This is a genomic window from Gilvimarinus sp. F26214L (assembly GCF_054401055.1).
Genome location: NZ_JBTIYG010000002.1, coordinates 55,769 through 76,597, shown reverse-complemented (window position 1 = coordinate 76,597; position 20,829 = coordinate 55,769). Strand labels below are relative to the sequence as shown.

At 58.6% G+C, this 20,829-nt stretch carries 21 protein-coding genes; 14 read left to right on the top strand and 7 right to left on the bottom strand.

The features are described from left to right. Positions 1-80: 80 nt before the first annotated feature. The 3 genes from recF to dnaA all read right to left on the bottom strand — a co-directional run bounded on the left by recF (position 81) and on the right by dnaA (position 3,919). Positions 81-1,172, bottom strand: coding sequence for a DNA replication/repair protein RecF (gene recF, locus ACURWW_RS02580; RefSeq protein ID WP_445615459.1), 1,092 nt, complete (start codon positions 1,170-1,172; stop codon positions 81-83). A 76-nt stretch (positions 1,173-1,248) separates the two neighbouring features. Then, entirely contained in the window at positions 1,249-2,352 is a 1,104-nt protein-coding gene (dnaN, locus tag ACURWW_RS02575) for a DNA polymerase III subunit beta (protein ID WP_445615458.1), read from the bottom strand. A 118-nt stretch (positions 2,353-2,470) separates the two neighbouring features. Further along, the gene (dnaA, locus tag ACURWW_RS02570) at positions 2,471-3,919 is read right to left on the bottom strand and encodes a chromosomal replication initiator protein DnaA (RefSeq protein WP_445615457.1); all 1,449 of its coding nucleotides are present in this window, start codon (positions 3,917-3,919) and stop codon (positions 2,471-2,473) included. 753 nt (positions 3,920-4,672) lie between these two features. Here dnaA and rpmH point away from each other — a divergent pair. From rpmH to mnmE, 5 genes are read left to right on the top strand one after another with little or no spacing between them, the layout of a single operon-like run. Continuing rightward, a complete protein-coding gene (gene rpmH / locus ACURWW_RS02565) occupies positions 4,673-4,807 on the top strand; it encodes a 50S ribosomal protein L34 (RefSeq protein WP_445615456.1) in 135 nt (44 codons plus the stop codon). A gap of 25 nt (positions 4,808-4,832) precedes the next feature. Then, a complete protein-coding gene (gene rnpA, locus ACURWW_RS02560; RefSeq protein ID WP_445615455.1) occupies positions 4,833-5,213 on the top strand; it encodes a ribonuclease P protein component in 381 nt (126 codons plus the stop codon). After that, complete coding sequence (gene yidD, locus ACURWW_RS02555) at positions 5,201-5,473, top strand: membrane protein insertion efficiency factor YidD (protein ID WP_445615454.1); 273 nt, start codon at positions 5,201-5,203, stop codon at positions 5,471-5,473. The genes rnpA and yidD overlap by 13 nt, the downstream gene beginning before the upstream one ends. Continuing rightward, on the top strand, positions 5,457-7,163 hold the full coding sequence (yidC, locus tag ACURWW_RS02550) for a membrane protein insertase YidC (protein WP_445615453.1): 1,707 nt from the start codon (positions 5,457-5,459) through the stop codon (positions 7,161-7,163). Before yidD ends, yidC begins: the two co-directional genes overlap by 17 nt. 17 nt (positions 7,164-7,180) lie before the next feature. Next, the gene (gene mnmE, locus ACURWW_RS02545) at positions 7,181-8,533 is read left to right on the top strand and encodes a tRNA uridine-5-carboxymethylaminomethyl(34) synthesis GTPase MnmE (RefSeq protein ID WP_445615452.1); all 1,353 of its coding nucleotides are present in this window, start codon (positions 7,181-7,183) and stop codon (positions 8,531-8,533) included. Between the two features lie 141 nt (positions 8,534-8,674). Here the strand turns inward: mnmE and ACURWW_RS02540 are convergent, their stop codons facing one another. Genes ACURWW_RS02540 through kaiC form a run of 4 tightly spaced genes read right to left on the bottom strand, consistent with a single transcriptional unit; the run spans position 8,675 to position 12,676 of the window. After that, positions 8,675-10,336 carry an ATP-binding protein gene (locus ACURWW_RS02540; RefSeq protein WP_445615451.1) on the bottom strand — a complete coding sequence of 554 codons (1,662 nt, stop codon included), beginning with the start codon at positions 10,334-10,336 and terminating at the stop codon, positions 8,675-8,677. After that, positions 10,311-10,604 carry a circadian clock KaiB family protein gene (locus ACURWW_RS02535; RefSeq protein ID WP_445615450.1) on the bottom strand — a complete coding sequence of 98 codons (294 nt, stop codon included), beginning with the start codon at positions 10,602-10,604 and terminating at the stop codon, positions 10,311-10,313. Before ACURWW_RS02535 ends, ACURWW_RS02540 begins: the two co-directional genes overlap by 26 nt. Before the next feature lie 4 nt (positions 10,605-10,608). Continuing rightward, positions 10,609-10,929, bottom strand: coding sequence for a circadian clock KaiB family protein (locus tag ACURWW_RS02530; protein WP_445615449.1), 321 nt, complete (start codon positions 10,927-10,929; stop codon positions 10,609-10,611). Between the two features lie 4 nt (positions 10,930-10,933). Continuing rightward, positions 10,934-12,676, bottom strand: coding sequence for a circadian clock protein KaiC (gene kaiC / locus ACURWW_RS02525; RefSeq protein WP_445615448.1), 1,743 nt, complete (start codon positions 12,674-12,676; stop codon positions 10,934-10,936). A gap of 788 nt (positions 12,677-13,464) precedes the next feature. Here kaiC and mnmG point away from each other — a divergent pair. The 9 genes from mnmG to ACURWW_RS02480 all read left to right on the top strand — a co-directional run bounded on the left by mnmG (position 13,465) and on the right by ACURWW_RS02480 (position 20,802). After that, a complete protein-coding gene (gene mnmG / locus ACURWW_RS02520) occupies positions 13,465-15,381 on the top strand; it encodes a tRNA uridine-5-carboxymethylaminomethyl(34) synthesis enzyme MnmG (protein ID WP_445615447.1) in 1,917 nt (638 codons plus the stop codon). Then, entirely contained in the window at positions 15,378-16,061 is a 684-nt protein-coding gene (rsmG, locus tag ACURWW_RS02515; protein ID WP_445615446.1) for a 16S rRNA (guanine(527)-N(7))-methyltransferase RsmG, read from the top strand. The genes mnmG and rsmG overlap by 4 nt, the downstream gene beginning before the upstream one ends. Positions 16,062-16,122: 61 nt before the next feature. After that, positions 16,123-16,914: a ParA family protein gene (locus ACURWW_RS02510; RefSeq protein WP_445615445.1), complete on the top strand. Its 792-nt coding sequence runs from the start codon at positions 16,123-16,125 to the stop codon at positions 16,912-16,914. Between the two features lie 45 nt (positions 16,915-16,959). Next, on the top strand, positions 16,960-17,856 hold the full coding sequence (locus ACURWW_RS02505; protein ID WP_445615444.1) for a ParB/RepB/Spo0J family partition protein: 897 nt from the start codon (positions 16,960-16,962) through the stop codon (positions 17,854-17,856). A 174-nt stretch (positions 17,857-18,030) separates the two neighbouring features. After that, entirely contained in the window at positions 18,031-18,432 is a 402-nt protein-coding gene (locus tag ACURWW_RS02500; protein WP_445615443.1) for an ATP synthase subunit I, read from the top strand. A 25-nt stretch (positions 18,433-18,457) separates the two neighbouring features. Beyond that, positions 18,458-19,390 (top strand): F0F1 ATP synthase subunit A, encoded by a 933-nt coding sequence (atpB, locus tag ACURWW_RS02495; RefSeq protein ID WP_445615442.1) that lies wholly within the window; start codon positions 18,458-18,460, stop codon positions 19,388-19,390. A gap of 52 nt (positions 19,391-19,442) precedes the next feature. After that, the gene (gene atpE / locus ACURWW_RS02490) at positions 19,443-19,682 is read left to right on the top strand and encodes a F0F1 ATP synthase subunit C (RefSeq protein WP_445615441.1); all 240 of its coding nucleotides are present in this window, start codon (positions 19,443-19,445) and stop codon (positions 19,680-19,682) included. 71 nt (positions 19,683-19,753) lie between these two features. Next, positions 19,754-20,224, top strand: a complete 471-nt coding sequence (locus ACURWW_RS02485) for a F0F1 ATP synthase subunit B (protein ID WP_445615440.1) — start codon at positions 19,754-19,756, stop codon at positions 20,222-20,224. A gap of 41 nt (positions 20,225-20,265) precedes the next feature. Beyond that, positions 20,266-20,802: a F0F1 ATP synthase subunit delta gene (locus tag ACURWW_RS02480; RefSeq protein ID WP_445615439.1), complete on the top strand. Its 537-nt coding sequence runs from the start codon at positions 20,266-20,268 to the stop codon at positions 20,800-20,802. The last annotated feature ends 27 nt before the right edge of the window (positions 20,803-20,829 follow it).

Genomic DNA, 20,829 nt, shown 5'->3' with positions numbered 1-20,829 from the left:
ATTTCTCCAGATACCGGCTTTCGGAAAGCCTCTTCAAATTACCAATGCCTTGCTTTACGTACGGATCGTGCGCTCGGCGTTTATTCCTGGCTTACTCTGCCGTGTTCCACGTGAAACACATGAGCATGGACCAGTTGATCGCTGGGCCACATTCCCGTCAATGAATCCTTCTCGACGCCAGTGACAAACACCTGGGCATCCAGTTCGTCCAGCCAGGTGCCGAGCTGGCGACTGTGGCTCACGTCCAACTCTGCTGGCAGGTCATCAACCAGATAGACGACCTGCCGTTGGGCCAACCGCTTGAACACCCGGCCCTGCCCCACCACCAGTGCTGCGACAAGGACCTTTTGCTGCCCGCGGGACAGGACCTCAGCCGCGTTCTCGCCGTTAACCGTAATCCGAATGTCGGCGCGGTGCGGTCCCGTTTGCGTAAACCCGCGCTGCAAGTCCGACTCGAGTGATTGTTCGAGAATGGTGCGATAGTCTTCGCCGGCTCTCCACCCCCGTCGGTAACTCATCTCCAGCGAGCCAACACCCGGCAACAGGCTCTCAGGCGGCCCCAGGGCCTCCATCAGCGCGTCAAAACTCGCCCTTCGAATGCCGTCGATATCGGCGGACAGACCACCAAGTTGGAGGTCCCAGGGCTCCAATTCCGCAGTGCTTATTCTACCACGCCGCACAAGACTATTCCGGTGTTTGAGGCAGTGCTGCAGGTTCCGCCAGATACCCATGAAGCTTGGTTCCACGTGGAACGCTATCCAGTCGAGCAGCTGCCTCCGTGGCTTGGGTGGACCGCTCACCAACGCGAAGCTATCGGCGTTCAACGCAAGAACAGGCAGGTGACCCGCGAGCTCCGCTGCAGATACTACGTTCCGGCCATCTACCCGAAGGTGGGTATCACCCTCGCGGCTCTTCTCCACACCGATCCGCGTGCTCTGCCCGTCCCGGTTCAGCTCCCCGAAGACGGTGAGCTTGTCCGCTTCATAGTTGATGAGAGGTTTGGTGCGGTGACTGCGGAAGGAGCGTCCCAGGCCCAACAGGTGCACACCTTCCAGAAGGCTGGTTTTACCGCTCCCGTTCTCGCCATAGATAATGTTGAGCCGGGAGTGGGTGCGCAACTCCACTGCCTGGAGGTTGCGCAGATTGTTGATGATCAGCCGAGTCAAAGGCATGGCTGGGAAGGAGACCTCTCCGTCCGGGAGGTGGAGGGCTGTGGAACAGCCCTGGGAAATGAGCGCGGGGCGAGCTTCAAAGCCGCATGGGCATGATTACATAGGTGGCGTCGCCACCCTCAGGCGATTCAATCAGCGCGCTGGTATTCGCATCCACAAATATCATCTTGATGTTGTCCGTCTGCAGCACATTCGTCACATCCAGCAGATACCCGATATTGAAGCCGATTTCCAGGCGATCGCCGCTATAGTCGACAGTAAGTTGCTCCTCCGCCTCGTCCTGCTCCGGGTTGTTCGCCACCAGCACTATTGAACCGTCGCTGAGCGTCAACCGTACGCCGCGGTACTTCTCGTTCGAGAGGATCGCCACCCGGCTGAACGCCTGGCGCAGTGCCAGCCGATCCGCGAACAGCACGTTGTTCCCGCCACGGGGCAACACCCGTTCGTAGTCGGGGAACTTCCCGTCCACCAGTTTCGAAGTGAAGGTAAATGCCCCAGTGGCCACCTGCACGTGCTTGTCTCCAAGAGTGATTGCGACCGAGCCCTCTTCATCGCCCAACAGGCGGGACAGCTCCAGAATACCCTTGCGCGGCACCACCGCCTGCACGGTTTCGGCCACATTCACATCGGCGGCCTTGGTGCACATGGCCAGCCGATGGCCATCAGTAGCAACGCAGCGAAGCTGCTGGTTCTGAACCTCCCACAGCATACCGTTCAAATAGTAACGAACATCCTGCTGGGCCATCGCGAACGAGGTGCTATCGATCAGATTTTTGATAGTCGCCTGGGGGCAGACAAACTGCAGTTCGCCGGCGCCTTGCTCGACGTTAGGGAAGTTGCTGCTGGGGAGGGTGGACAGTACGAAACGACTGCTGCCACTGCGCAAGGTGACGCGATCTTCTTCTTCCGCAAAATGGATCTCTGCACCCTCTGGCAGCGAGCGGCAGATATCCACAAATTTCTTGGCCGGGACAGTGGTCTCGCCACTCTCCCCTTTCTGAGGCAGCGACACCCGCGCCACGATCTCCACTTCCAGATCCGTGCCCGTGAGCGACAGCTTGTCCCCCTCCAGCACCATCAGAACGTTGGCCAGAACCGGCAGAGTCTGCCGACGCTCCACAACCCCCGCCACCAACTGCAGCGGTTTCAACAAGTTTTCGCGAGACACTGTAAATTTCATTGCTTTATCTCTTTGTTCGACGATTTTTTCCGACGGTGGTCGACCTCAACGATGGCCGGCTCGCGCGAGCCGCAATTATCGAGTGCCGACTTGTGCAAGACAACTGATTTCCGCTAACTCAAGTGGTCAGGGACCGCAGCAGGTTCTTCGCGTCCTCGCGAATATCCGCATCCTCTTCTTTCAAGGTCTTGATCTTTCGGCAGGCGTGCAACACCGTCGTGTGGTCGCGACCACCGAACGCGTCGCCTATTTCCGGAAGGCTATGGTTGGTCAGCTCCTTGGCAAGGGCCATGGCCACCTGTCGCGGTCGCGCAACCGAACGGCTCCGGCGTTTTGATAGCAGATCGCTCACCTTGATCTTGTAATACTCCGCCACCACACGCTGAATATTGTCGATGCTCACCTGCTTGTCCTGCAAAGCCAGCAGATCTTTAAGCGCTTCACGCACCAGATCCACATCGATCTTCCGACCCATGAAGTGGGCGTTGGCGATCACGCGTTTGAGAGCGCCCTCCAGCTCACGGATATTGGAGCGGATCCGCTGAGCGATAAAGAACGCCGCATCGTGCGGCAGATCCATTTTGCTCTCCTCAGCCTTCTTGAGGAGAATGGCCACCCGGGTTTCCAGCTCGGGCGGCTCCACCGCCACGGTCAGCCCCCAGCCAAAGCGCGACTTCAGCCGCTCCTCCAGGCCATTAATCTCCTTGGGGTAGCGGTCGCAGGTCAGAATGATCTGCTGCCCACCCTCAAGAAGCGCATTGAAGGTATGAAAGAACTCCTCCTGGGAGCGGTCCTTGCCCGCGAAGAACTGAATGTCGTCGATCAGAAGGGCATCTACAGAGCGGTAATAACGCTTGAAATCGTTCATCGCGTTGAGTTGGAGCGCCTTGATCATGTCCTGGACGAAACGCTCTGAGTGCAGATAAACCACCTTTGCGTTCGGATCCTTCTCCAGCAACGCATTGCCCACCGCATGCATCAGGTGGGTCTTCCCCAAACCCACCCCGCCGTATATGAACAAGGGGTTGTAAGACCCCCCGGGGTTCTCGGCGACCTGATGCGCCGCAGCCAGCCCCAGTTGGTTCGACTTGCCCTCCACAAAACTCTTGAAGGTGAAATTCTTATTGAGATAGCTCCGGTGCTGGAGCCCCCCCTCCACCTCGGCACGCTGGATAACCGGTTTGGCGATCCCTGCCGGACCCGGTACGGGAGGACGCATAGGCTCTGGAGCAGCCCGCTGCTCGCCGCCACCCGTCCTGGGGGCGGACCGCGGCGGCTGCACGCCCGCGGACTGGCCGTTCAGTACCCCAAGCGCCACCGGCAGGGACTGACCCGCGCAATACTCTCCGACCAGCTCCCGGATCCGATTCAAAAACTTCTCTGAAACCCAATCAAGGATGAAGCGGTTGGGCGCCAGCAGCGTCAGCGAGTCCGCGACGCCAGCTTCCACTCTCAGCGGCCGGATCCAGGTATTGAACTGTTGGGACGGCAGCTCATCGGCCAGATGCGCAGCACACTTGCCCCAAATAGCTTCCGGCACGTCTCTCCCCTCGTCTTCTGTCCTCATATCAGACCAATTCTTAAACTCTCGCATAGCTCCCACGGCTTGAATTCGCCGTCTGTTTTCGCCACCACTTTCCGCAGGGCGCACAAACCCTCGAAACCCGGTCGACGGGCTCGGTGGCCGTACTGATCAATTCGGTTTCTTGGCAATTTAAGGTGGTGGCTGCCGGTTACTGCCAGGCCGGTTGCAAACCCACCGGCCGACCCTGGTAACGACAGTACTGATCGCGCCTTCTTGCCCGTGCGCTCGACTTCTTCTGTGCTGCCCGCCTGATATCCGTTGACACTTGGTGGGGGATTGCACCCCCCCAGGCCGCACCATCCACATCGGCAACAGCAGGCGCTCAGTTTAACCTGAAGGGCGCAACTTATCCACACCACCCGGCACACATTTTTGCTCCTCCGATGCCTCGTTTTAGCTTTCCATTCAGTAGCTTACTACGACAAAACGCGTAGTTATTACCCACAGTGGAAATCGCTTTTATTGTTTGTTTTTTAACCTTCCAGTGTGGATAACATGTTTATAAGCAGTGTGTATACAGCCCCATATCCAGTGGAACCCGCCGTGTCGTGGATTCAAACACCCCAACAAAGAACCAAACTTGCAACCCCCCGCCCGACCGGCACCGATCCAAGCGTTGATTTACCGGGTTCGATTCTTTACAATCCCGCGGCTTTTTGGGGCACTGCCACTTGGCGGTCCCGGGCCATTCAGGCCGTTCGCCAAACTCAGCTGTATAAAAGGCAGGAAGACGTCATGAAAAGAACTTTTCAACCCAGCGTACTCAAGCGCAAGCGCGCCCACGGCTTCCGCGCCCGGATGGCCACCAAAGGCGGTCGTCAGATTCTGGCCCGTCGCCGCGCAAAAGGTCGCAAGCGTCTCTCGGCATAACTTCCGGGACGCCGGTGTATCGGGCGTGGCTGATTTGAGTTTCCGGAAGTCCTCCCGCCTGCTTGGCAGCCCGGACTTCCAGCGCGTATTCAGCCACGCCAAATACAAGGTCTCACACCGTCACCTCCTTATTCTGGCCAGCCCCAACTCCCTTCAGCAGCCAAGGCTGGGTTTGGTGATTGGCAAAAAGAATGTCCGCCTGGCTGTGCAGCGCAACCGCATCAAGCGCCACGCCCGCGAGACTTTCCGCCTGAACCAACACAAACTGCCCGGCGTCGATGCTATAGTGCTCGCCCGCAGCCAACTGGACCGACTCAGCGACCGAGAGCTGAACGCGTTGCTGACCCGGCAGTGGTCCCGGTTAAGCGAAAAAGCGTCCCGAGATACTGCTTCATGCGCAAACTAGCTATCAGCTTCATTCGCGCGTATCGCTACGCCATCAGTCCCCTGCTTGGCGACTGTTGCCGCTTTTACCCAACGTGCTCCCATTATGGCGAAGAAGCCGTTGAACGTTACGGCGTTCTCAAAGGTGGCTGGCTGACTGTCAAACGCCTCGCCAAATGTCACCCTTTGCACCCTGGCGGCATTGACTGGGTACCCGGTTGCGAACGCGCAGTCTCTCAAACCGATCAGACAGAGAAGACAAGCATTGAAAATCGAAACTAACGTGTCCGACTGGCTCCGAACTACCCTCTTGATAGCCATGGCTGGGATCGCCCTCATGCTGGTCATCGAATGGGGCGAGTTTCAGGAGGCGCGTCGCCCCAAACTGGAAACCAGCACCACTCTCAGCGATGTGGACCCGGTTCCAGCGCCCGCGGACACCTCGTCCGACGCTCCGGTGCCCAGCGATGCTGCCCAGGAAATCCCTCAAGCGGTTCAGCCTGAAGCGCCTGCAGCACCCCAGGCCGAAACCGGCGGCGCCCAACTCATCACTGTTCACACGGGCAACCTGGAAGTGGTGATCGATACCCACGGCGGCGATATCGTAAAGGCCGCCCTGCCGCAGCACGACGCTGAGCTGAATAGTGAGGAGCCACTGGTGCTCCTCAATCGCAACCGATCGATGGTATACATCGCCCAGAGCGGCCTGGTCGGTCGCAATGGCACCGACCTGCCCAACGGCGAACGCCCGGTCTATTCTGTTGCTCAGAGCGAGTACCGGATGCCGGACAACGCGGACACCCTGACCGTCGATCTGAGCCTGGAACAGGGCGATGTCACCATCACCAAGCGTTTCATTTTCCACAAGAACGAAAATCTTGTTGATCTCAATTATCTCGTGGACAACCAGGGCAGCGAACCCTGGCTCGCGCACCTCTATGGCCAGATCAAACGGGACGACCACAACCCAAGCCGTCAGGCCGGTTTTGGCATGCGCAGTTTCCTGGGCGTCGCCACCACCCGCCAGGATGAGAACTACCAGAAGTACGACTTCGAAGACATTGCCGACCAGCGCGTGAACTTCGAACGCACCGGTGGCTGGGTGGCCATGGTCCAACACTACTTTATCAGCGCCTGGATTCCCGCTCCCGACGAGAGCCACGCCTACTCGTTCCGCAAATTGCCGGACCGCAACCAATACCTGTTTGGCTTCACCGGACCGGCACACCAGGTGCAGCCGGGGCAGCAGGACGTTATCTCGGCCCAGTTCTACGCCGGCCCCAAGGACATTAACCGGCTGGACGAGATTGCCCCGTATCTGGAACGGACCATCGACTACGGTCCGCTCTGGTTTATCTGCCTCCCATTGTTCTACTTCCTGAGCTGGATTCACGGCTTCGTCGGCAACTGGGGCGTGGCAATCATCCTCCTGGTGGTTGCAGTGAAAGCTGCATTCTTCCACCTCTCCGCCGCGGGCTTCCGGTCCATGGCGAAAATGCGCAAGTTTGCGCCGAGAATGCAGGAGCTCAAGGAGCGGTACGGAGATAACCGCCAGAAGTTCTCCGAAGAAATGATCAAGCTCTACAAGAAAGAGAAGATCAACCCCATGAAGGGCTGCCTGCCCATGCTGCTGCAAATGCCCGTTTTCATCGCCCTGTACTGGGTACTGATGGAGAGCGTCGAACTGCGGCACGCACCCTTCCTCTGGATCGCGGATCTGTCCGTGAAGGATCCTTTCTACATCCTTCCGCTGATCTACGGCGCGACCTTCTGGTTCCAGATGAAGTTGAACCCGCCGGCTCAGGACCCGACTCAACAGAAAGTGATGCAGATGATGCCCGTCGTGTTCACCGTCATGTTCATGTTCTTCCCGGCCGGCCTCGTGCTGTACTGGGTCGTCAACGGAGCTCTCTCCATCGCCCAGCAGTGGTTCATCACCCGTCAGATCGAAAAGGGCGAGGCCAAGGCCTGAGCCCTGCCACGTTTGCCATGAGCACCAGCACCATTGCCGCCATTGCCACTGCCCCCGGTCGCGGGGGCATCGGCATCGTGAGGCTCTCGGGCCCGCAGGCGAAGACCATCGGTGAAGCCATCACCGGTCGCGCTCTCCGACCGCGCTACGCCCATTTTTCCACATTCCGCGATTTTTCCGGCGAGCTCCTGGATGAGGGCCTTGCCATCTACTTTGCCTCGCCCCACTCTTTCACCGGCGAGGACTGCGTGGAACTTCAGGGCCATGGCGGGCCCGTGGTCCTCGACAGCATCCTGCAATCCTGCCTGCAGCGCGGCGCCCATCTGGCCCAACCGGGGGAGTTTTCTCAGCGCGCCTTTCTTAACGACAAACTCGACCTGTCACAGGCGGAAGCCATTGCCGACCTGATTGACGCCAGTTCTCAGCAGAGCGCGCGCAACGCTGTCAATTCCCTCCAGGGTGTTTTCTCCCAACGCATTCACGCCCTCGTTGATTCACTCACACAGCTACGCATCTACGTGGAAGCCGCGATAGATTTCCCCGAGGAGGAAATCGATTTTCTCTCGGACGGCAATATCGCCCGGCAGCTGGAATCCGTGCGCAGCCAATTGCAATTGCTCCTGCGCGAATCCCAGCAGGGCATCATTATGCGCGAAGGCATCCGCGTCGCCATTGCCGGCCGACCGAACGCAGGGAAATCCAGCCTGCTCAACGCGATCGCGCAGAAGAACACCGCCATTGTCACGGACATCGAAGGCACCACCCGGGACGTGCTACGCGAGCATATCCACCTGGACGGCATGCCGCTGCACCTGATCGACACGGCAGGTCTGCGCTCCAACCCCGACGAAGTCGAGCGAATCGGTATCGAACGGGCCCAGGCCGAGTTCACCCAGGCCGACCGCATCCTGCTCGTGGTGGACCTGCAGAAGGAGCCGGATCTCTCTCTTGAAAGCCTCTGGCCGGATTTCGTCGGCGAACTGCCGGACAAATCCAAGGTGACTGTCGTCGCGAACAAAATCGACCTGCGCGACCAGCAGCCAAAAATAACTGATAACGATATCACCAAAGTTTTTCTTTCCGCGAAGAGCGGCGCGGGCCTCGATCTTCTCAAGCAGCATCTGAAGACGGTCGCGGGTTATTCCGGAGCTGGTGAAGGGAGCTTCACCGCCCGGCGTCGCCACCTCAACGCGCTGGAGCGGGCACAAATGTACCTCGACCAGGCCGAGAACCAACTCCGGGCAGGCGCTGGAGAACTGGTGGCGGAGGACTTGCGTTGCAGTCAGCAGGCCCTCGGCGAAATTACAGGGCAGGTGACTGCGGATGACTTGCTTGGAAAGATTTTTTCGAGCTTCTGCATCGGAAAATAACGCCCGTTGAACTTTGTCCCGGGCGAAGCTGCTAGCAGCAGGTTCGGTGATCTTTCCAACCCCTGCGCTTCCGGGACCCTGAAGGCAATTGTTCCTTTGCGGCCAAAAACATTTCATCGACGCAAGGGTTGAACATCAACCTCAACTCTTTCCCGCGAGGCTGGAAATGGCTGCATAAAGTTCGTGCTGGTCAACGGGTTTGGAGATGTGCACCTGATACCCGGCCAGCAGAGCCCGTCGCCGGTCTTCCCGACCGGCAAACGCGGTCAGCGCAATTGCAGGCAATGTGCGGCCGGAGCGTCCCCCGGCGCGGACCTTTCGAATTAGCTCATATCCGTCCATACCGGGCAGCCCGATATCGCTTACCATGAGATCCACCTCCACCTCGCCGAGCACCTGGAGGGCTTCGCCCGCCGTCCCCACGGCCACCACCTGAGCGCCGGCAAGCTGAAGCACCTGGGCCAGCATGTCTCGAGCCACCTCCTCGTCCTCGACAAGCAAGACCCGAGCGCCGGCGAGCTCGTGGCGATGATCTTCGGCGACAGGTTCGACCCGCTCCTGCTCCACGACATTCGCTTCCAGTAGTGGCAGACGCACCACAAAGGTCGATCCTTGGTCCTTGCCGGCGCTCCGGGCAGCCACTGTGCCACCGTGGATTTCAGTGAGCTCCTTCACGATGGCAAGCCCCAGTCCCAGGCCGCCCGTGCGCCGCGTCGTGCTACCTTCGATCTGCCGGTACAACTCGAACATCTGGGGCAGGTATTCCGGCGGTATCCCAATGCCTGTATCAATGACCTGCAACTCCGCTGTGCCGTTCGCTTCCTGCAGGCGAACCGTCACGCGCCCCCCGGTCGGCGTGAATTTAACGGCGTTGGACAGCAGATTGACGATCACCTGCTGCAAACGATCGGGGTCGCCCCGCACCCTCAGCAATTTGTCCGGCTTCTTATACTCAAGCGCGATGTTCTTTGCGTCGGCTTCGGGCTGAATGGTCCCGACACTTGCTTCCACCACGGGCGACAGATCCAAGGGACGAAGATCCAACCGCAGTTTGCCTGCTAGGATTCTCGACACATCTAACAGGTCGTCAATGAGCTGCGCCTGGGCCCAGGCACTGCGCTCGATAATTTGCAGGCCCCGGTCCGCTGCGGATGGCAAGCCCTGCTGCTGGCGCAGCAACTGCGTCCACCCCAGGACGGCGTTCAGCGGTGTGCGCAGTTCGTGGCTCACAACCGCCAGAAACTGGTCCCGCGCCGCGTTGGCTTCCTCCGCTGCCAGCCGGGCGGCCTCCAGCTGCTTGGCGCGCTCCCGCTCGGTCAGGTCGGTGACCACCACCCCGAACATCTGCAGGTCTGTCGACGGCAACGGGTTGAAGGCCAACTGCACCGGCCGACCTTCGCCTCTGCTGTCCATAATCCAGCATTCCCCGCGGTGCACAGTACTTCTGGCCGCCTGGAACATCTCCGTGAAATGGCCCAGGTCCCGGGGAAGAATGTAGGCTTCAATGGACTGGCCGCGAACCTGCTCCAGTGGGCGCCCCACAAGATCCGCAAAAAACCGGTTGCAATAAATGATGGTGCCGTCCCCATTCAGGGTCAACGCGCCTTCCTGCATCTGCTCCACAAACACGCGGAACGGCTCGTCCGGGCTCTGCAAGGTATAGATCTGCTGGCCGCTCGCCCCGTCGACCACCACCGCGTCCACCTCTCCGCCACGGATGGCGGACAGTGTATCCTCGGCCTCAGCCAGCCGCCTGACCAGATTCAGTTCGTTGTCGTCAGGAGTCCAGGTGTTTTGTGTCATCGATTCCAAGGCCTTCGCGGATTCGTTCGTCGGTCAGTCGCCCCACCGTGTGCAGGATCGGCTTGGGACTGCAGCGTACCAGCGCCGGTGTTGCGATAATGCCCGCTTGCTGTACACGCTCTGGATGCTGGTGAATGTCGATCACCTCCAGCTGATAGCTCCCGAGCTCTTTTTCGCAAATTCGGCGCACGGCTTCCACGGCCGCGCTCGAACGAGCCGACTGCCCTTGCACGAAGAGCTCCAGGATGAGTTCGTCCCTGCGGCTCACGGCGCTACTCTTTTTCGAGTTCACTGAGGTCTAGCGCCAGCATGGCCCGCTCCGCATTGGAAAGGTCCCCAATCACCCGCTTCATCGGTTCCGGAATCTTCCGGATCAGAGTGGGGATGGCGAGAATCTGGTCCACCTTCGCAAGTTGGGGATTCTTCATCAGGTCGATCACTTCAATTTCATAATGACCCTCGCCAAGATGACTTTCACAAAGCCGGGTCAGGTTGGTCAGCGCGGTTCGCGATTTCTGGTTCTCGCCCGCAACATATAGCCGCAGGGTCCACGGCGCCTTGCCCTCGGAGGGCGTGTCTTGATTGGAGGTCATTTTGTTACTCCTCGGATTGCTTGCCGGCTTCCTTACGATCCGCACCTCGACGCGCTGCCATCTCGAGGCGATCTTCCCGCAACTGCTCTTCGGCAATCCTTTGCTGGGCAATACTCATTGAAATCTCCTCCTCCTCGGACTCGAACTCCGCTCGCATTGCCTCGATGGAATGTTCCAGTGCCTTGCGCTTGCGCTCCAGCTCGCGCTGTTTGCGTGCGATCTCCTGCTCTCGCATTCGCCGGGCCGCGCGCTCCCTGTCTTCCTGTTGAGCCCGGGCTGAACCGGTCAGCACACCTTCGGGCCCCACATACACCTCCACCAGCTCGATACCGTCAGAAGTGATCACGAATTCACGCACCTGGTGCGAATGATTCATCCCCCGCGACTTCAGCACGTACAACCCGCGGTTACGCTCGCCACTGGACTCCAGGCTGCGCACCAGCAACCAGGTATCCACGATGGACGATATCGCCACTTCCGTGCCTTCTTCCGCCTCCCCCCCTCCGGTGAGGCTGGTCATCACCGCGGTCACTCCGTGGCTCTTCAGATGGTCGATGAGCCGCACCACCATCTGATGCGCATCCTGTTGACTCGCGGCGGAGATCAGATTGCTCACCGGATCCACGACGACCGCCCTCGGCTGAAACTCGCGAATCAGCTTGTGCATGATGGCCAGGTGGGTTTCCAGGCCGTACATGGTTGGACGGGCCGAAACGAACTTCAGCAATCCCTGCTCTTCATGTTTTCCAAGATCCAGGCCAATCGACGCCATGTTGCGCTTGATCTGAGCCGGTGATTCTTCAAAGGCAAAGTACAGGCAGTGTTCCCCCCGTCTGCACGTCGCGTCCGCGAAATGGGCGGAGAGGCTGCTCTTTCCGGCACCCGCCGTGCCGGATACCAGCACGGTGCTGCCCCGGAAGTAACCTTCCCCGCCGAGCATCCCATCCAAACCCGGCACCCCGGTACTGACTCGCTCATCGCTCACGTCGTGTTGCAGACCGGCAGCCGTGATCGGCATGACGGTGATCCCCTCTTCGTCGATGAGAAAGGGATATTCGTTGGTGCCGTGCGTGGTGCCGCGATATTTGACCACTCGTAATCGCCGAGTGGAGACCTGGTCCGTCACCCGGTGGTCCAGCAGGATTACGCAGTCGGAAACATATTCTTCCAGTCCGTGCCGGGTCAGCTGCCCCTCGCCTCGCTCCGCGGTAATTATGGCACTGACTCCCCGATCCTTGAGCCAGCGGAACAAGCGCCGCAACTCGGAACGCAGAATCGCGTAGTCATTCAGGCCGCCGAACAGGGTTTCCAGCGTGTCGATTACCACCCGCTTCGCACCGACAGTTTCGATGGCAAGCTCGAGGCGGAGGAAAAGCCCTTCCAGGTTGTACTCCCCGCTTTCTTCGATCTCGCTGCGCTCAACCCTGATATGGTCCAGTGCCAGCTTCCCCGTCTCCACCAGTTCCCGCAGGTCGAAGCCCAGGGAGGCGACATTCTGGCTCAGGTCCTCTTCGGTCTCCTCGAACGCCAGAAATACTCCGGGTTCGTCATAGTCAATGATGCCGCGCACCAGGAACTGCATCCCGAACAGGGTCTTGCCGGCCCCGGCCGCGCCGCACACCAGGCTCGTCCGGCCATAGGGAAGCCCCCCATGGGTGACCTCATCAAAACCGGGGATCCCGGAGGCAGCTTTGCGAAGGACCGGAAGCGAGTGCTCTGCAGCACCCGGCTGCTCGGATGGATTCATAAAGTATCCTGCTCTCTTATTTGGAGGGTGGTGGGCCCTGTCATGGCGCGAGCAAACCATTACAGCCTAAGGCCCGGATGCAAGATCCTGACCCGGTGGCCCAGGCCCGGTTGGAAAAGCCGCACGCTCCCAATGGTCGCGTTGGCAGAGATCGCAGGCGTTGACGCTTTGGTCAGGTCGCCCACAAGGTGAAAATCTTTATCCACAAGGCCGGAAAACCAAAGCGGAGGCTGAACACCCCGCCGGACGTGGTTCTTCACGCGACTTCTGCGAAACCACACACAACCATCCACACGGTTATTCACAAATTTCCACAGGTTTGCGCTGTAATTGCCTGATCTGCCGACAAATTCCCTATAAGCTGTCCATAAGAGCGGTATATCCCCCTGAATAACCCGGGGATCGAAATGTGGATAAGTGCGCCAATCGGTTCCCCTGTTTATAAACGGGATTTCTGTACACAGTCTGTGTCCAGGCTGAACAGTGTCGGAACACTCCCTTCCAGCGTGGTTGTGCTTCTTACAAGTGTCTGATTTAAAACAGGAAACAACACTTACCAACAGCACGAAGCGCCCCTTATTACCATCACTACTACTAACTTACTCAATACTTCCTATACATATTCCTATTCATACGTTTTGTTATGGAAACGTGATTGCTGAACCCGGTGACCTGAAGCTCGCTGCAGTTCCCGTCGGATTGTTTTTTGAACACGCGCCGCCAGCAACATATAATGGCCGCCCTCTCCCGACCCGGTCGCGACGACCCTGCACAGGAATTCCTCGCTCATGCGCTACCCTGAACATTTCGACGTCATTGTTATCGGCGGCGGCCACGCCGGGACGGAGGCCTGCCTGGCTGCAGCGCGAATGGGATGCAGAACTCTGCTGCTGACTCACAGCATCGAGACCCTGGGCCAAATGTCCTGCAACCCGGCGATCGGGGGTATCGGCAAAAGCCACCTGGTCAAGGAGATCGACGCACTCGGCGGCGCCATGGCCCGCGCCACCGATCAGGCGGGGATCCAGTTCCGCCTGCTGAATGCGCGCAAGGGACCGGCGGTTCGGGCGACTCGCGCCCAGGCCGATCGTGAGCTCTACAAGGCGGCCATCCGGTATCAGCTCGAGAACCAGCCCAATCTCAAGATCTTTCAGCAGGCGGTGGACGATCTGATCGTTGAAGGCGATACAGTCAACGGCGTGGTGACCCAGATGGGGCTCCGCTTTTTCGCCCGCACCGTTGTCCTCACCACAGGCACTTTTCTGGGTGGCGTCATCCACATCGGCCTGGAAAACCATTCCGGAGGGAGGGCCGGCGCGCCGCCCTCCATTGCGCTGGCCCAGCGGCTCCGGGAAATGCCCTTTCGCGTCGGTCGCCTGAAGACTGGAACGCCTCCGCGGATCGATGCCCGCAGCATCGATTTTTCGGAACTGGAAGAGCAGTGGGGTGACGAGCCGCGGCCCACCATGTCTTTGCTCGGCAGCGTCGAAGAACATCCACAGCAACTGTGTTGCTGGATTACCCATACCAATGAGCGCACTCACGAGCTCATCCAGAGCGGGCTCGATCGCTCACCCATGTACACCGGCGTCATCGAAGGGGTCGGACCGCGTTACTGCCCTTCCATCGAGGACAAGGTTCATCGGTTTGCCGATAAGAGTTCCCATCAGATTTTTATTGAGCCCGAAGGGTTGAATACCCACGAGATCTATCCGAACGGTATCTCCACCAGTTTGCCTTTCGATGTGCAGCAGCAGTTTGTACGTTCGGTAAAAGGATTTGAAAACGCGCACATTACACGGCCGGGCTACGCCATTGAGTACGATTTTTTCAATCCGCAGGATTTGCAGTACAGCCTGGAAACCAGGTTCATCAAAGGCCTCTACTTCGCCGGGCAGATCAACGGTACGACCGGTTATGAGGAGGCGGCGGCCCAGGGACTGCTTGCAGGCATCAACGCGGCGCTGCGTATACAGGAAAAAGAGCCCTGGTGCCCCCGTCGCGACCAGGCCTATATCGGCGTGCTGGTTGATGACCTGATCACCATGGGAACCGCCGAGCCTTACCGGATGTTCACCAGTCGTGCCGAATACCGCCTGTTGCTCCGCGAAGACAACGCCGACCTGCGTCTTACTGAAATCGGTCGGGAAATGGGATTGATCACCGATAATCATTGGGCGCACTTCGAAACAAAGCAGGCGGAAATCATTCGGGAAGATCAGCGTCTGCGGAGCACCTGGATTCAGCCCCGCTCACCGGAAGCGGAGCGACTGCGGGCCAAACTGCCCGCTCCGCTTACTCGTGAATACAGCCTTTACGATCTGCTCAAGCGCCCCGAGCTGGGTTACTGCGACCTTGCCAACCTCAAAGGTCAGGCGGTTAGCGATCCGCGCGTGGCTGAACAAGTGGAGATCAGTGCGAAGTATTCCGGCTACATCGATCGCCAGCAGGAAGAAATTGATCGTCTGCGACATTATGAAAACACGCCGTTGCCGGATGACTTCGACTTCACTGTTGTGGATGGCCTGTCCAACGAGGTGAAACAGAAACTGCAGGCAGCGCGCCCGGATTCCCTCGCGCGGGCGTCGCGAATTTCCGGTGTTACGCCTGCTGCGGTCTCACTGTTGCTGGTGTATCTGAAAAAGAAAGGTTTGCTCAAGGGGCAGAACCAGACCGCCACGCGGGCGGAAGCCGCCAATCGATGAGCCGTTCCGCATTTACGATTGATTGGCATAAGCTTGAGGAAGAGCTGACAACGGGTTACCGGTCGCTGAACCTCAAGCTTGATCAGGAACAGGTGTCCGCACTACTGACCTACCTGCAACTGTTTGCCAAATGGAACAAGGCCTACAATCTGTCCGCGGTTCGCGATCCCCTTGCGATGGTGTCGCGCCACCTCTTGGACAGCCTCAGTATTGTTCCCTTCATCCAGGGCGGCCAACGCTGGATCGATGTGGGCACGGGCGGCGGATTGCCTGGCGTCCCTCTCGCAATCATGTTTCCCGGGAAGGACGTCACGCTTCTCGACAGCAACGGAAAGAAGACCCGCTTTCTCTTTCAGGTGAAAACTGAGCTACAGTTGCACCAGGTCAATGTGGTTCAGTCGCGGGTCGAGGCATTCGAACCGGAATTGCCGTACGATGCGGTTTTCAGTCGCGCATTCACCAGCCTGAACGCCTTTTTTACCGGCTGCGTCCACTTGCTCGATCGCAATGGCCGCTTCTACGCCATGAAGGGCCAGTACCCTGAAGACGAGTTGAGGGAAGTTTCAAAACCCTTTAATGTCGAGCAATGCTATCCGCTTCGGGTACCCGGCGAAACGGGGGCACGTCACCTGGTGGTGGCAGGCCGGTCCGTCGATACTCACTCCAACGATAAAATGTAAGGCAGTCATTCTCTTGGAACAGCACACACAGCCTCCGGCAAGCAAATGCAAAGTCTACGCGGTGACCAACCAGAAAGGTGGCGTTGGCAAAACCACCACCTGCGTCAACCTGGCAGCCTCGCTGGTGGCGACTCGAAAAAAAGTCCTTCTGGTGGACATGGATCCCCAGGGTAACGCCACCATGGGGAGCGGTGTGGATAAGAACTCCCTGGATCACTCGGTTTACGACTGCCTCACCAGCTACAAGCCTGCGGATCAGGTGGTGGTTGCGGTAGAGGCGGGTGGTTTTGACATTCTGCCTTCCAATGGGGATCTGACCGCTGCCGAGGTGGAGATGCTCTCCCTGCCGAACAAGGAGCGACGCCTGTTCCAGGTGCTGCAGCCAATTCGCGAGAATTACGATTACGTCCTGATCGATTGTCCGCCGTCCCTGAACATGCTGACCGTCAACGCGCTCACCGCCTGCGACGGTGTGCTCATCCCCATGCAGTGCGAGTACTACGCGCTGGAGGGGCTTTCCGCTCTGGTAGGTACTATCAACCAGATCAAGCAGGTGCTTAACCCCAAACTGGAAATCGAAGGGCTGCTGCGCACCATGTACGACCCCCGCAACAGCCTGACCGCGGACGTATCCGCCCAGCTTACCGAGCATTTCGGCTCGCGCCTGTACCGAACCTGCATCCCCCGCAACGTGCGCCTGGCAGAGGCTCCCAGCTACGGCATGCCCGCACTGGTTTATGACAAGCAGTCCAAGGGTGCCCTCGCCTATCTGACCCTGGCGGGCGAAATCATCCGTCGCAATGAATTGGCGGAAAAGGGAGCCCGCGTTGCGGTAGAATCCGGGCCCAGCTGAGGCTGGCCAGGCAAGCACGTCAGATAATCACACCGGAAAAGCGCCATGAAACGAAAAGGTTTGGGAAAGGGACTCGATGCCCTGCTCGGAGGGATCGATAACCAGCCAGAGGCAGTGTCCATCACTCCGGCTTCGGAGAACGCCGGGAGCCAGACCAGCGGCGGCGAACGGGAGCTCAGCCACGTGCCGCTGGATCTGATCCAGCGCGGCAAGTACCAGCCCCGCCGGGATATTCAGCCCGAGGCCCTGGAGGAGCTGGCGGAATCCATCAAGGCCCAGGGCGTGATGCAGCCCATCGTGCTGCGCCCCATTTCCGGTGAACGTTACGAGATCATCGCTGGGGAGCGCCGCTGGCGGGCGGCTCAACTGGCGGGGCTGGAGCGAATTCCGGCAGTCATCAAGGACGTGTCCGATGAGGCTGCCATCGCCATGGCCCTTATCGAGAACATCCAGCGGGAAGACCTGAACCCCATCGAGGAGGCCTTTGCCCTCAAGCGCTTGCAGGATGAGTTCGAGCTCACCCACCAGGAAGTGGCGGCTGCGGTGGGGAAATCACGCACTACAGTGACAAACCTGCTGCGACTGATCAACCTGGCCGATGAGGTCAAAAAGTTGCTCGAGCACGGCGACCTCGAAATGGGTCATGCCCGCGCGCTCCTTTCCCTGGAAGAGGCCGAGCAACGGGAACTGGCCCGTCAGGTGGTGGCCAAGGACCTGTCCGTTCGCCAGACCGAGGCTCTGGTGCGCCGCTACCAGCAGCAGACCACCAAAGCCGTGCCGGCCGAAAAGGTGGACCCGGACATTCGCAAACTGGAGGAAAGCCTCTCCGAGCAGATCGGGGTTCCGGTCAGTCTTCAGCACAACGCCAAGGGCCGGGGCAAGCTGGTGCTGCGCTACAACAGCCTGGATGAGCTGGATGGAATCCTCGCGCACATCAAGTGAGCGGCCAAAATCCTGGATGTGGCTCAAGCGCAAAAGCGGACCTGCTTCACGTGCACAAATTGACCGCTTTTGGTTGAAGCTCTGATGCATTCTCCCTATAATGCGGCGGCTCGATTGGCTCGGCCCTGCTGCAGATCCGCGCGAGGGCCATCCGGTGCAACCTGAATCGAATTTTTGACCCCGAAATCAAGCCCGACGATCATAGATCGGCCTCCAGTATTATCGCGACTGCTATGGCTCTGGACCGCACTGGCCCTGTTGGCCGGCATCGTCATGCTGGTCGAGGCCAGAATCGGCCTGTCCCTGCTCTGGGGCGTCTCGGTGAGTCTTCTGCCCAGTGCCTGCTTCGCCTGGTACAGCTTCCGGGCCTACGGTGGTGCGCGCCGGTCGGCAGCCATGATCCGCAGCGTCTATCGCGCGGAGGCAATCAAATTCTTGTTGACCGCGGTTTTGTTTGCCGTGGTGTTTAAACAGGTCGGCAGGATAAACCTTCCGGTTTTCTTTTTGGCCTTTGTCTGCGGACAAATTGCTTCCTTGCTGGTGACGGCACGCGCCCTCGACCAGCGGCAGCATTAACACATCTGAGACTTGAGAGACGAGCATGGCGGCGGAAGAGTACGCTCCCACCACGACCGAATACATTCAGCACCACCTCACCAACTGGACCTATGGCAAGTTGCCGGCCGGTACCTATTGTGACGGAACCAGTGTCCGCGAAACCACCGGCTGGACCGTTGCCCATTGCTCCGAGGAAATGAGCGCGATGGGCTTCTATGCGATCCATCTGGATTCCATGCTCTGGTCCATCGGTCTCGGCCTGGTCTTTATTGCCCTGTTTGGCTGGGCGGCCCGCAAGGCCACTAGTGGCATTCCGAGCCGCTTTCTCAGTGCCATCGAGATGATTATCGAGTTCATCGACAAAACCGTCAAAGACGGTTTCCGGCACAAGAGCCCCATGATCGCGCCCATGGCGCTGACCATCTTCGTGTGGATCTTCCTCATGAACCTGATGGACCTCATCCCCGTCGACTGGATCCCGTCACTGGCCATGTGGATCGCGGGCGACTCCCACTTCTACTTCAAGATCGTGCCCACCACCGATCCGAACATCACGCTTTCCATGGGCTTTACTGTGTTCTTCCTGATGATCGGCTACAGTATCGTCAAGAAAGGCTTCATGGGTTTCGTCAAGGAACTGACCCTGCACCCTTTCCACACTGACAAGTGGTACGTGAATATCCTACTGATTCCGATCAATTTCGCTCTTGAGTCGGTTTCCCTGATTGCACGACCGATCTCCCTGGGTTTGCGACTGTTCGGCAACCTCTACGCCGGGGAGATGATCTTCGTTCTGATTGCCACAATGTACGCAGCCGGTCTGATCATCGGTATCTTTGGCGGCGTCCTGCAGTGGGGTTGGGCTGTCTTCCATATTCTGATCATCACCTTGCAGGCCTTCGTCTTCATGGTTCTGACGATTGTCTACATGGCGATGGCCCATGAAGTGGAAGAAGAAGACCAGTTCGCACATTAATCACTAATTTGTTTCAAGTTTATTTTTTGTTTTAACACCGAGGAGAAACACCATGGGTTTAGCTCTTATCTCTGTTGCACTGTTGATTGGTCTGGGTGCTCTGGGTACCGCGATTGGATTCGCCCTGCTGGGTGGCAAGCTGCTGGAAGGTTCTGCACGTCAGCCTGAGCAAGCGCCGCAACTGCAAGGCAAAATGTTCCTGATCGCCGGTCTGCTCGACGCCGTTCCCATGATTGGTGTTGGTATCGGCATGTACATCCTGTTCGTGATCGTGCCGGGCCTGGGTGCTTAAGCAGCCCTGCATCGCGCAATCGAGATTAGCCTGAGGCTTAATCGACTTATCCAAAACAGGGGTTTTACGGCGTGAACATCAACTTGACCTTAATCGGACAGTCCATTGCCTTTATTTTCTTTGTGCTGTTTTGCATGAAGTTCATCTGGCCGTTCATTGTTTCGGCCCTGGCAGAACGCGAAAAGAAAATAGCCGACGGCCTGTTGGCTGCGGAGCGCGCCGAGAAAGATCTCGAACTCGCTCAGCACAAGGTTGCTGAGCGGCTGCGCGAAGCCAAAGAGGAGTCCGCAAAAATCGTTGAGCAGGCGAACAAGCGTGCTCAGCAGATTGTTGAGGAAGCCAAGGAAAAAGCAATTGCCGAAGCCGACCGGCAGAAAGCCGCCGCTCAGGCCGAGATCGAGCAACAGCTCAATCGCGCCCGTGAAGAGCTGCGATCGAGGGTGGCGACTCTGGCCATTGCCGGAGCCGAGAAGATTCTGCAGTCCTCTGTGGATCCCAAAGCCCACGGCAAACTGGTGGACGACCTGGCGGCGCAGCTCTGAGCAGCAGCCACCTTTTCAACCCGAACTAGCCCGGAATCAACATGGCCGAACTCACCACACTAGCCCGTCCGTACGCCAAAGCGGCTTTCGAATTTGCGCGTGATACCAACGCGCTGGATCGCTGGTCCAGCATGTTGGCGACGGTCTCGGCGGTTGTGCAGCAACCGACCGTAATCAAACTGCTGGATTCTCCGAATCTCACGGCAGAGCAGAAGGGTCAGCGCCTGGTGGAGCTTTGCGGCGATTCGCTCGACGAAAAATCCGCAAACTTTGTCCGCTACCTCGCTGTCAACGACCGCCTCGAGCTGTTGCCACAGGTTCGGGTTTTGTTCGAGTTGTTGAAAGCCAATCACGAAAAGACCATCGATGTGGAAGTGGCTACCGCCTTCGAAATGACCGAGGAACAGCAGAACAAGCTGCTGAACTCACTGAAAGCGAAGCTTCAGCGGGAAGTGAATCTGCAAACCGTCGTTGACGATACCCTGATCGGCGGAGTGCTGGTGCGCGCCGGCGATCTGACCATCGACGGCTCGGTACGCGGTCGCCTGGCAAAACTTGCCGAAACGATGAACGTGTAAAAATACACTGCAACGAACAGATATTTT

Coding starts and splice junctions, on each gene's coding strand:
- recF (WP_445615459.1), bottom strand. CDS start 1,172: ATGCCTTTGACTCGGCTGATCATCAACAATCTGCGCAACCTCCAGGCA.
- dnaN (WP_445615458.1), bottom strand. CDS start 2,352: ATGAAATTTACAGTGTCTCGCGAAAACTTGTTGAAACCGCTGCAGTTG.
- dnaA (WP_445615457.1), bottom strand. CDS start 3,919: ATGAGGACAGAAGACGAGGGGAGAGACGTGCCGGAAGCTATTTGGGGC.
- rpmH (WP_445615456.1), top strand. CDS start 4,673: ATGAAAAGAACTTTTCAACCCAGCGTACTCAAGCGCAAGCGCGCCCAC.
- yidD (WP_445615454.1), top strand. CDS start 5,201: ATGCGCAAACTAGCTATCAGCTTCATTCGCGCGTATCGCTACGCCATC.
- mnmE (WP_445615452.1), top strand. CDS start 7,181: ATGAGCACCAGCACCATTGCCGCCATTGCCACTGCCCCCGGTCGCGGG.
- ACURWW_RS02540 (WP_445615451.1), bottom strand. CDS start 10,336: ATGACACAAAACACCTGGACTCCTGACGACAACGAACTGAATCTGGTC.
- ACURWW_RS02530 (WP_445615449.1), bottom strand. CDS start 10,929: ATGACCTCCAATCAAGACACGCCCTCCGAGGGCAAGGCGCCGTGGACC.
- kaiC (WP_445615448.1), bottom strand. CDS start 12,676: ATGAATCCATCCGAGCAGCCGGGTGCTGCAGAGCACTCGCTTCCGGTC.
- mnmG (WP_445615447.1), top strand. CDS start 13,465: ATGCGCTACCCTGAACATTTCGACGTCATTGTTATCGGCGGCGGCCAC.
- rsmG (WP_445615446.1), top strand. CDS start 15,378: ATGAGCCGTTCCGCATTTACGATTGATTGGCATAAGCTTGAGGAAGAG.
- ACURWW_RS02505 (WP_445615444.1), top strand. CDS start 16,960: ATGAAACGAAAAGGTTTGGGAAAGGGACTCGATGCCCTGCTCGGAGGG.
- atpB (WP_445615442.1), top strand. CDS start 18,458: ATGGCGGCGGAAGAGTACGCTCCCACCACGACCGAATACATTCAGCAC.
- atpE (WP_445615441.1), top strand. CDS start 19,443: ATGGGTTTAGCTCTTATCTCTGTTGCACTGTTGATTGGTCTGGGTGCT.
- ACURWW_RS02480 (WP_445615439.1), top strand. CDS start 20,266: ATGGCCGAACTCACCACACTAGCCCGTCCGTACGCCAAAGCGGCTTTC.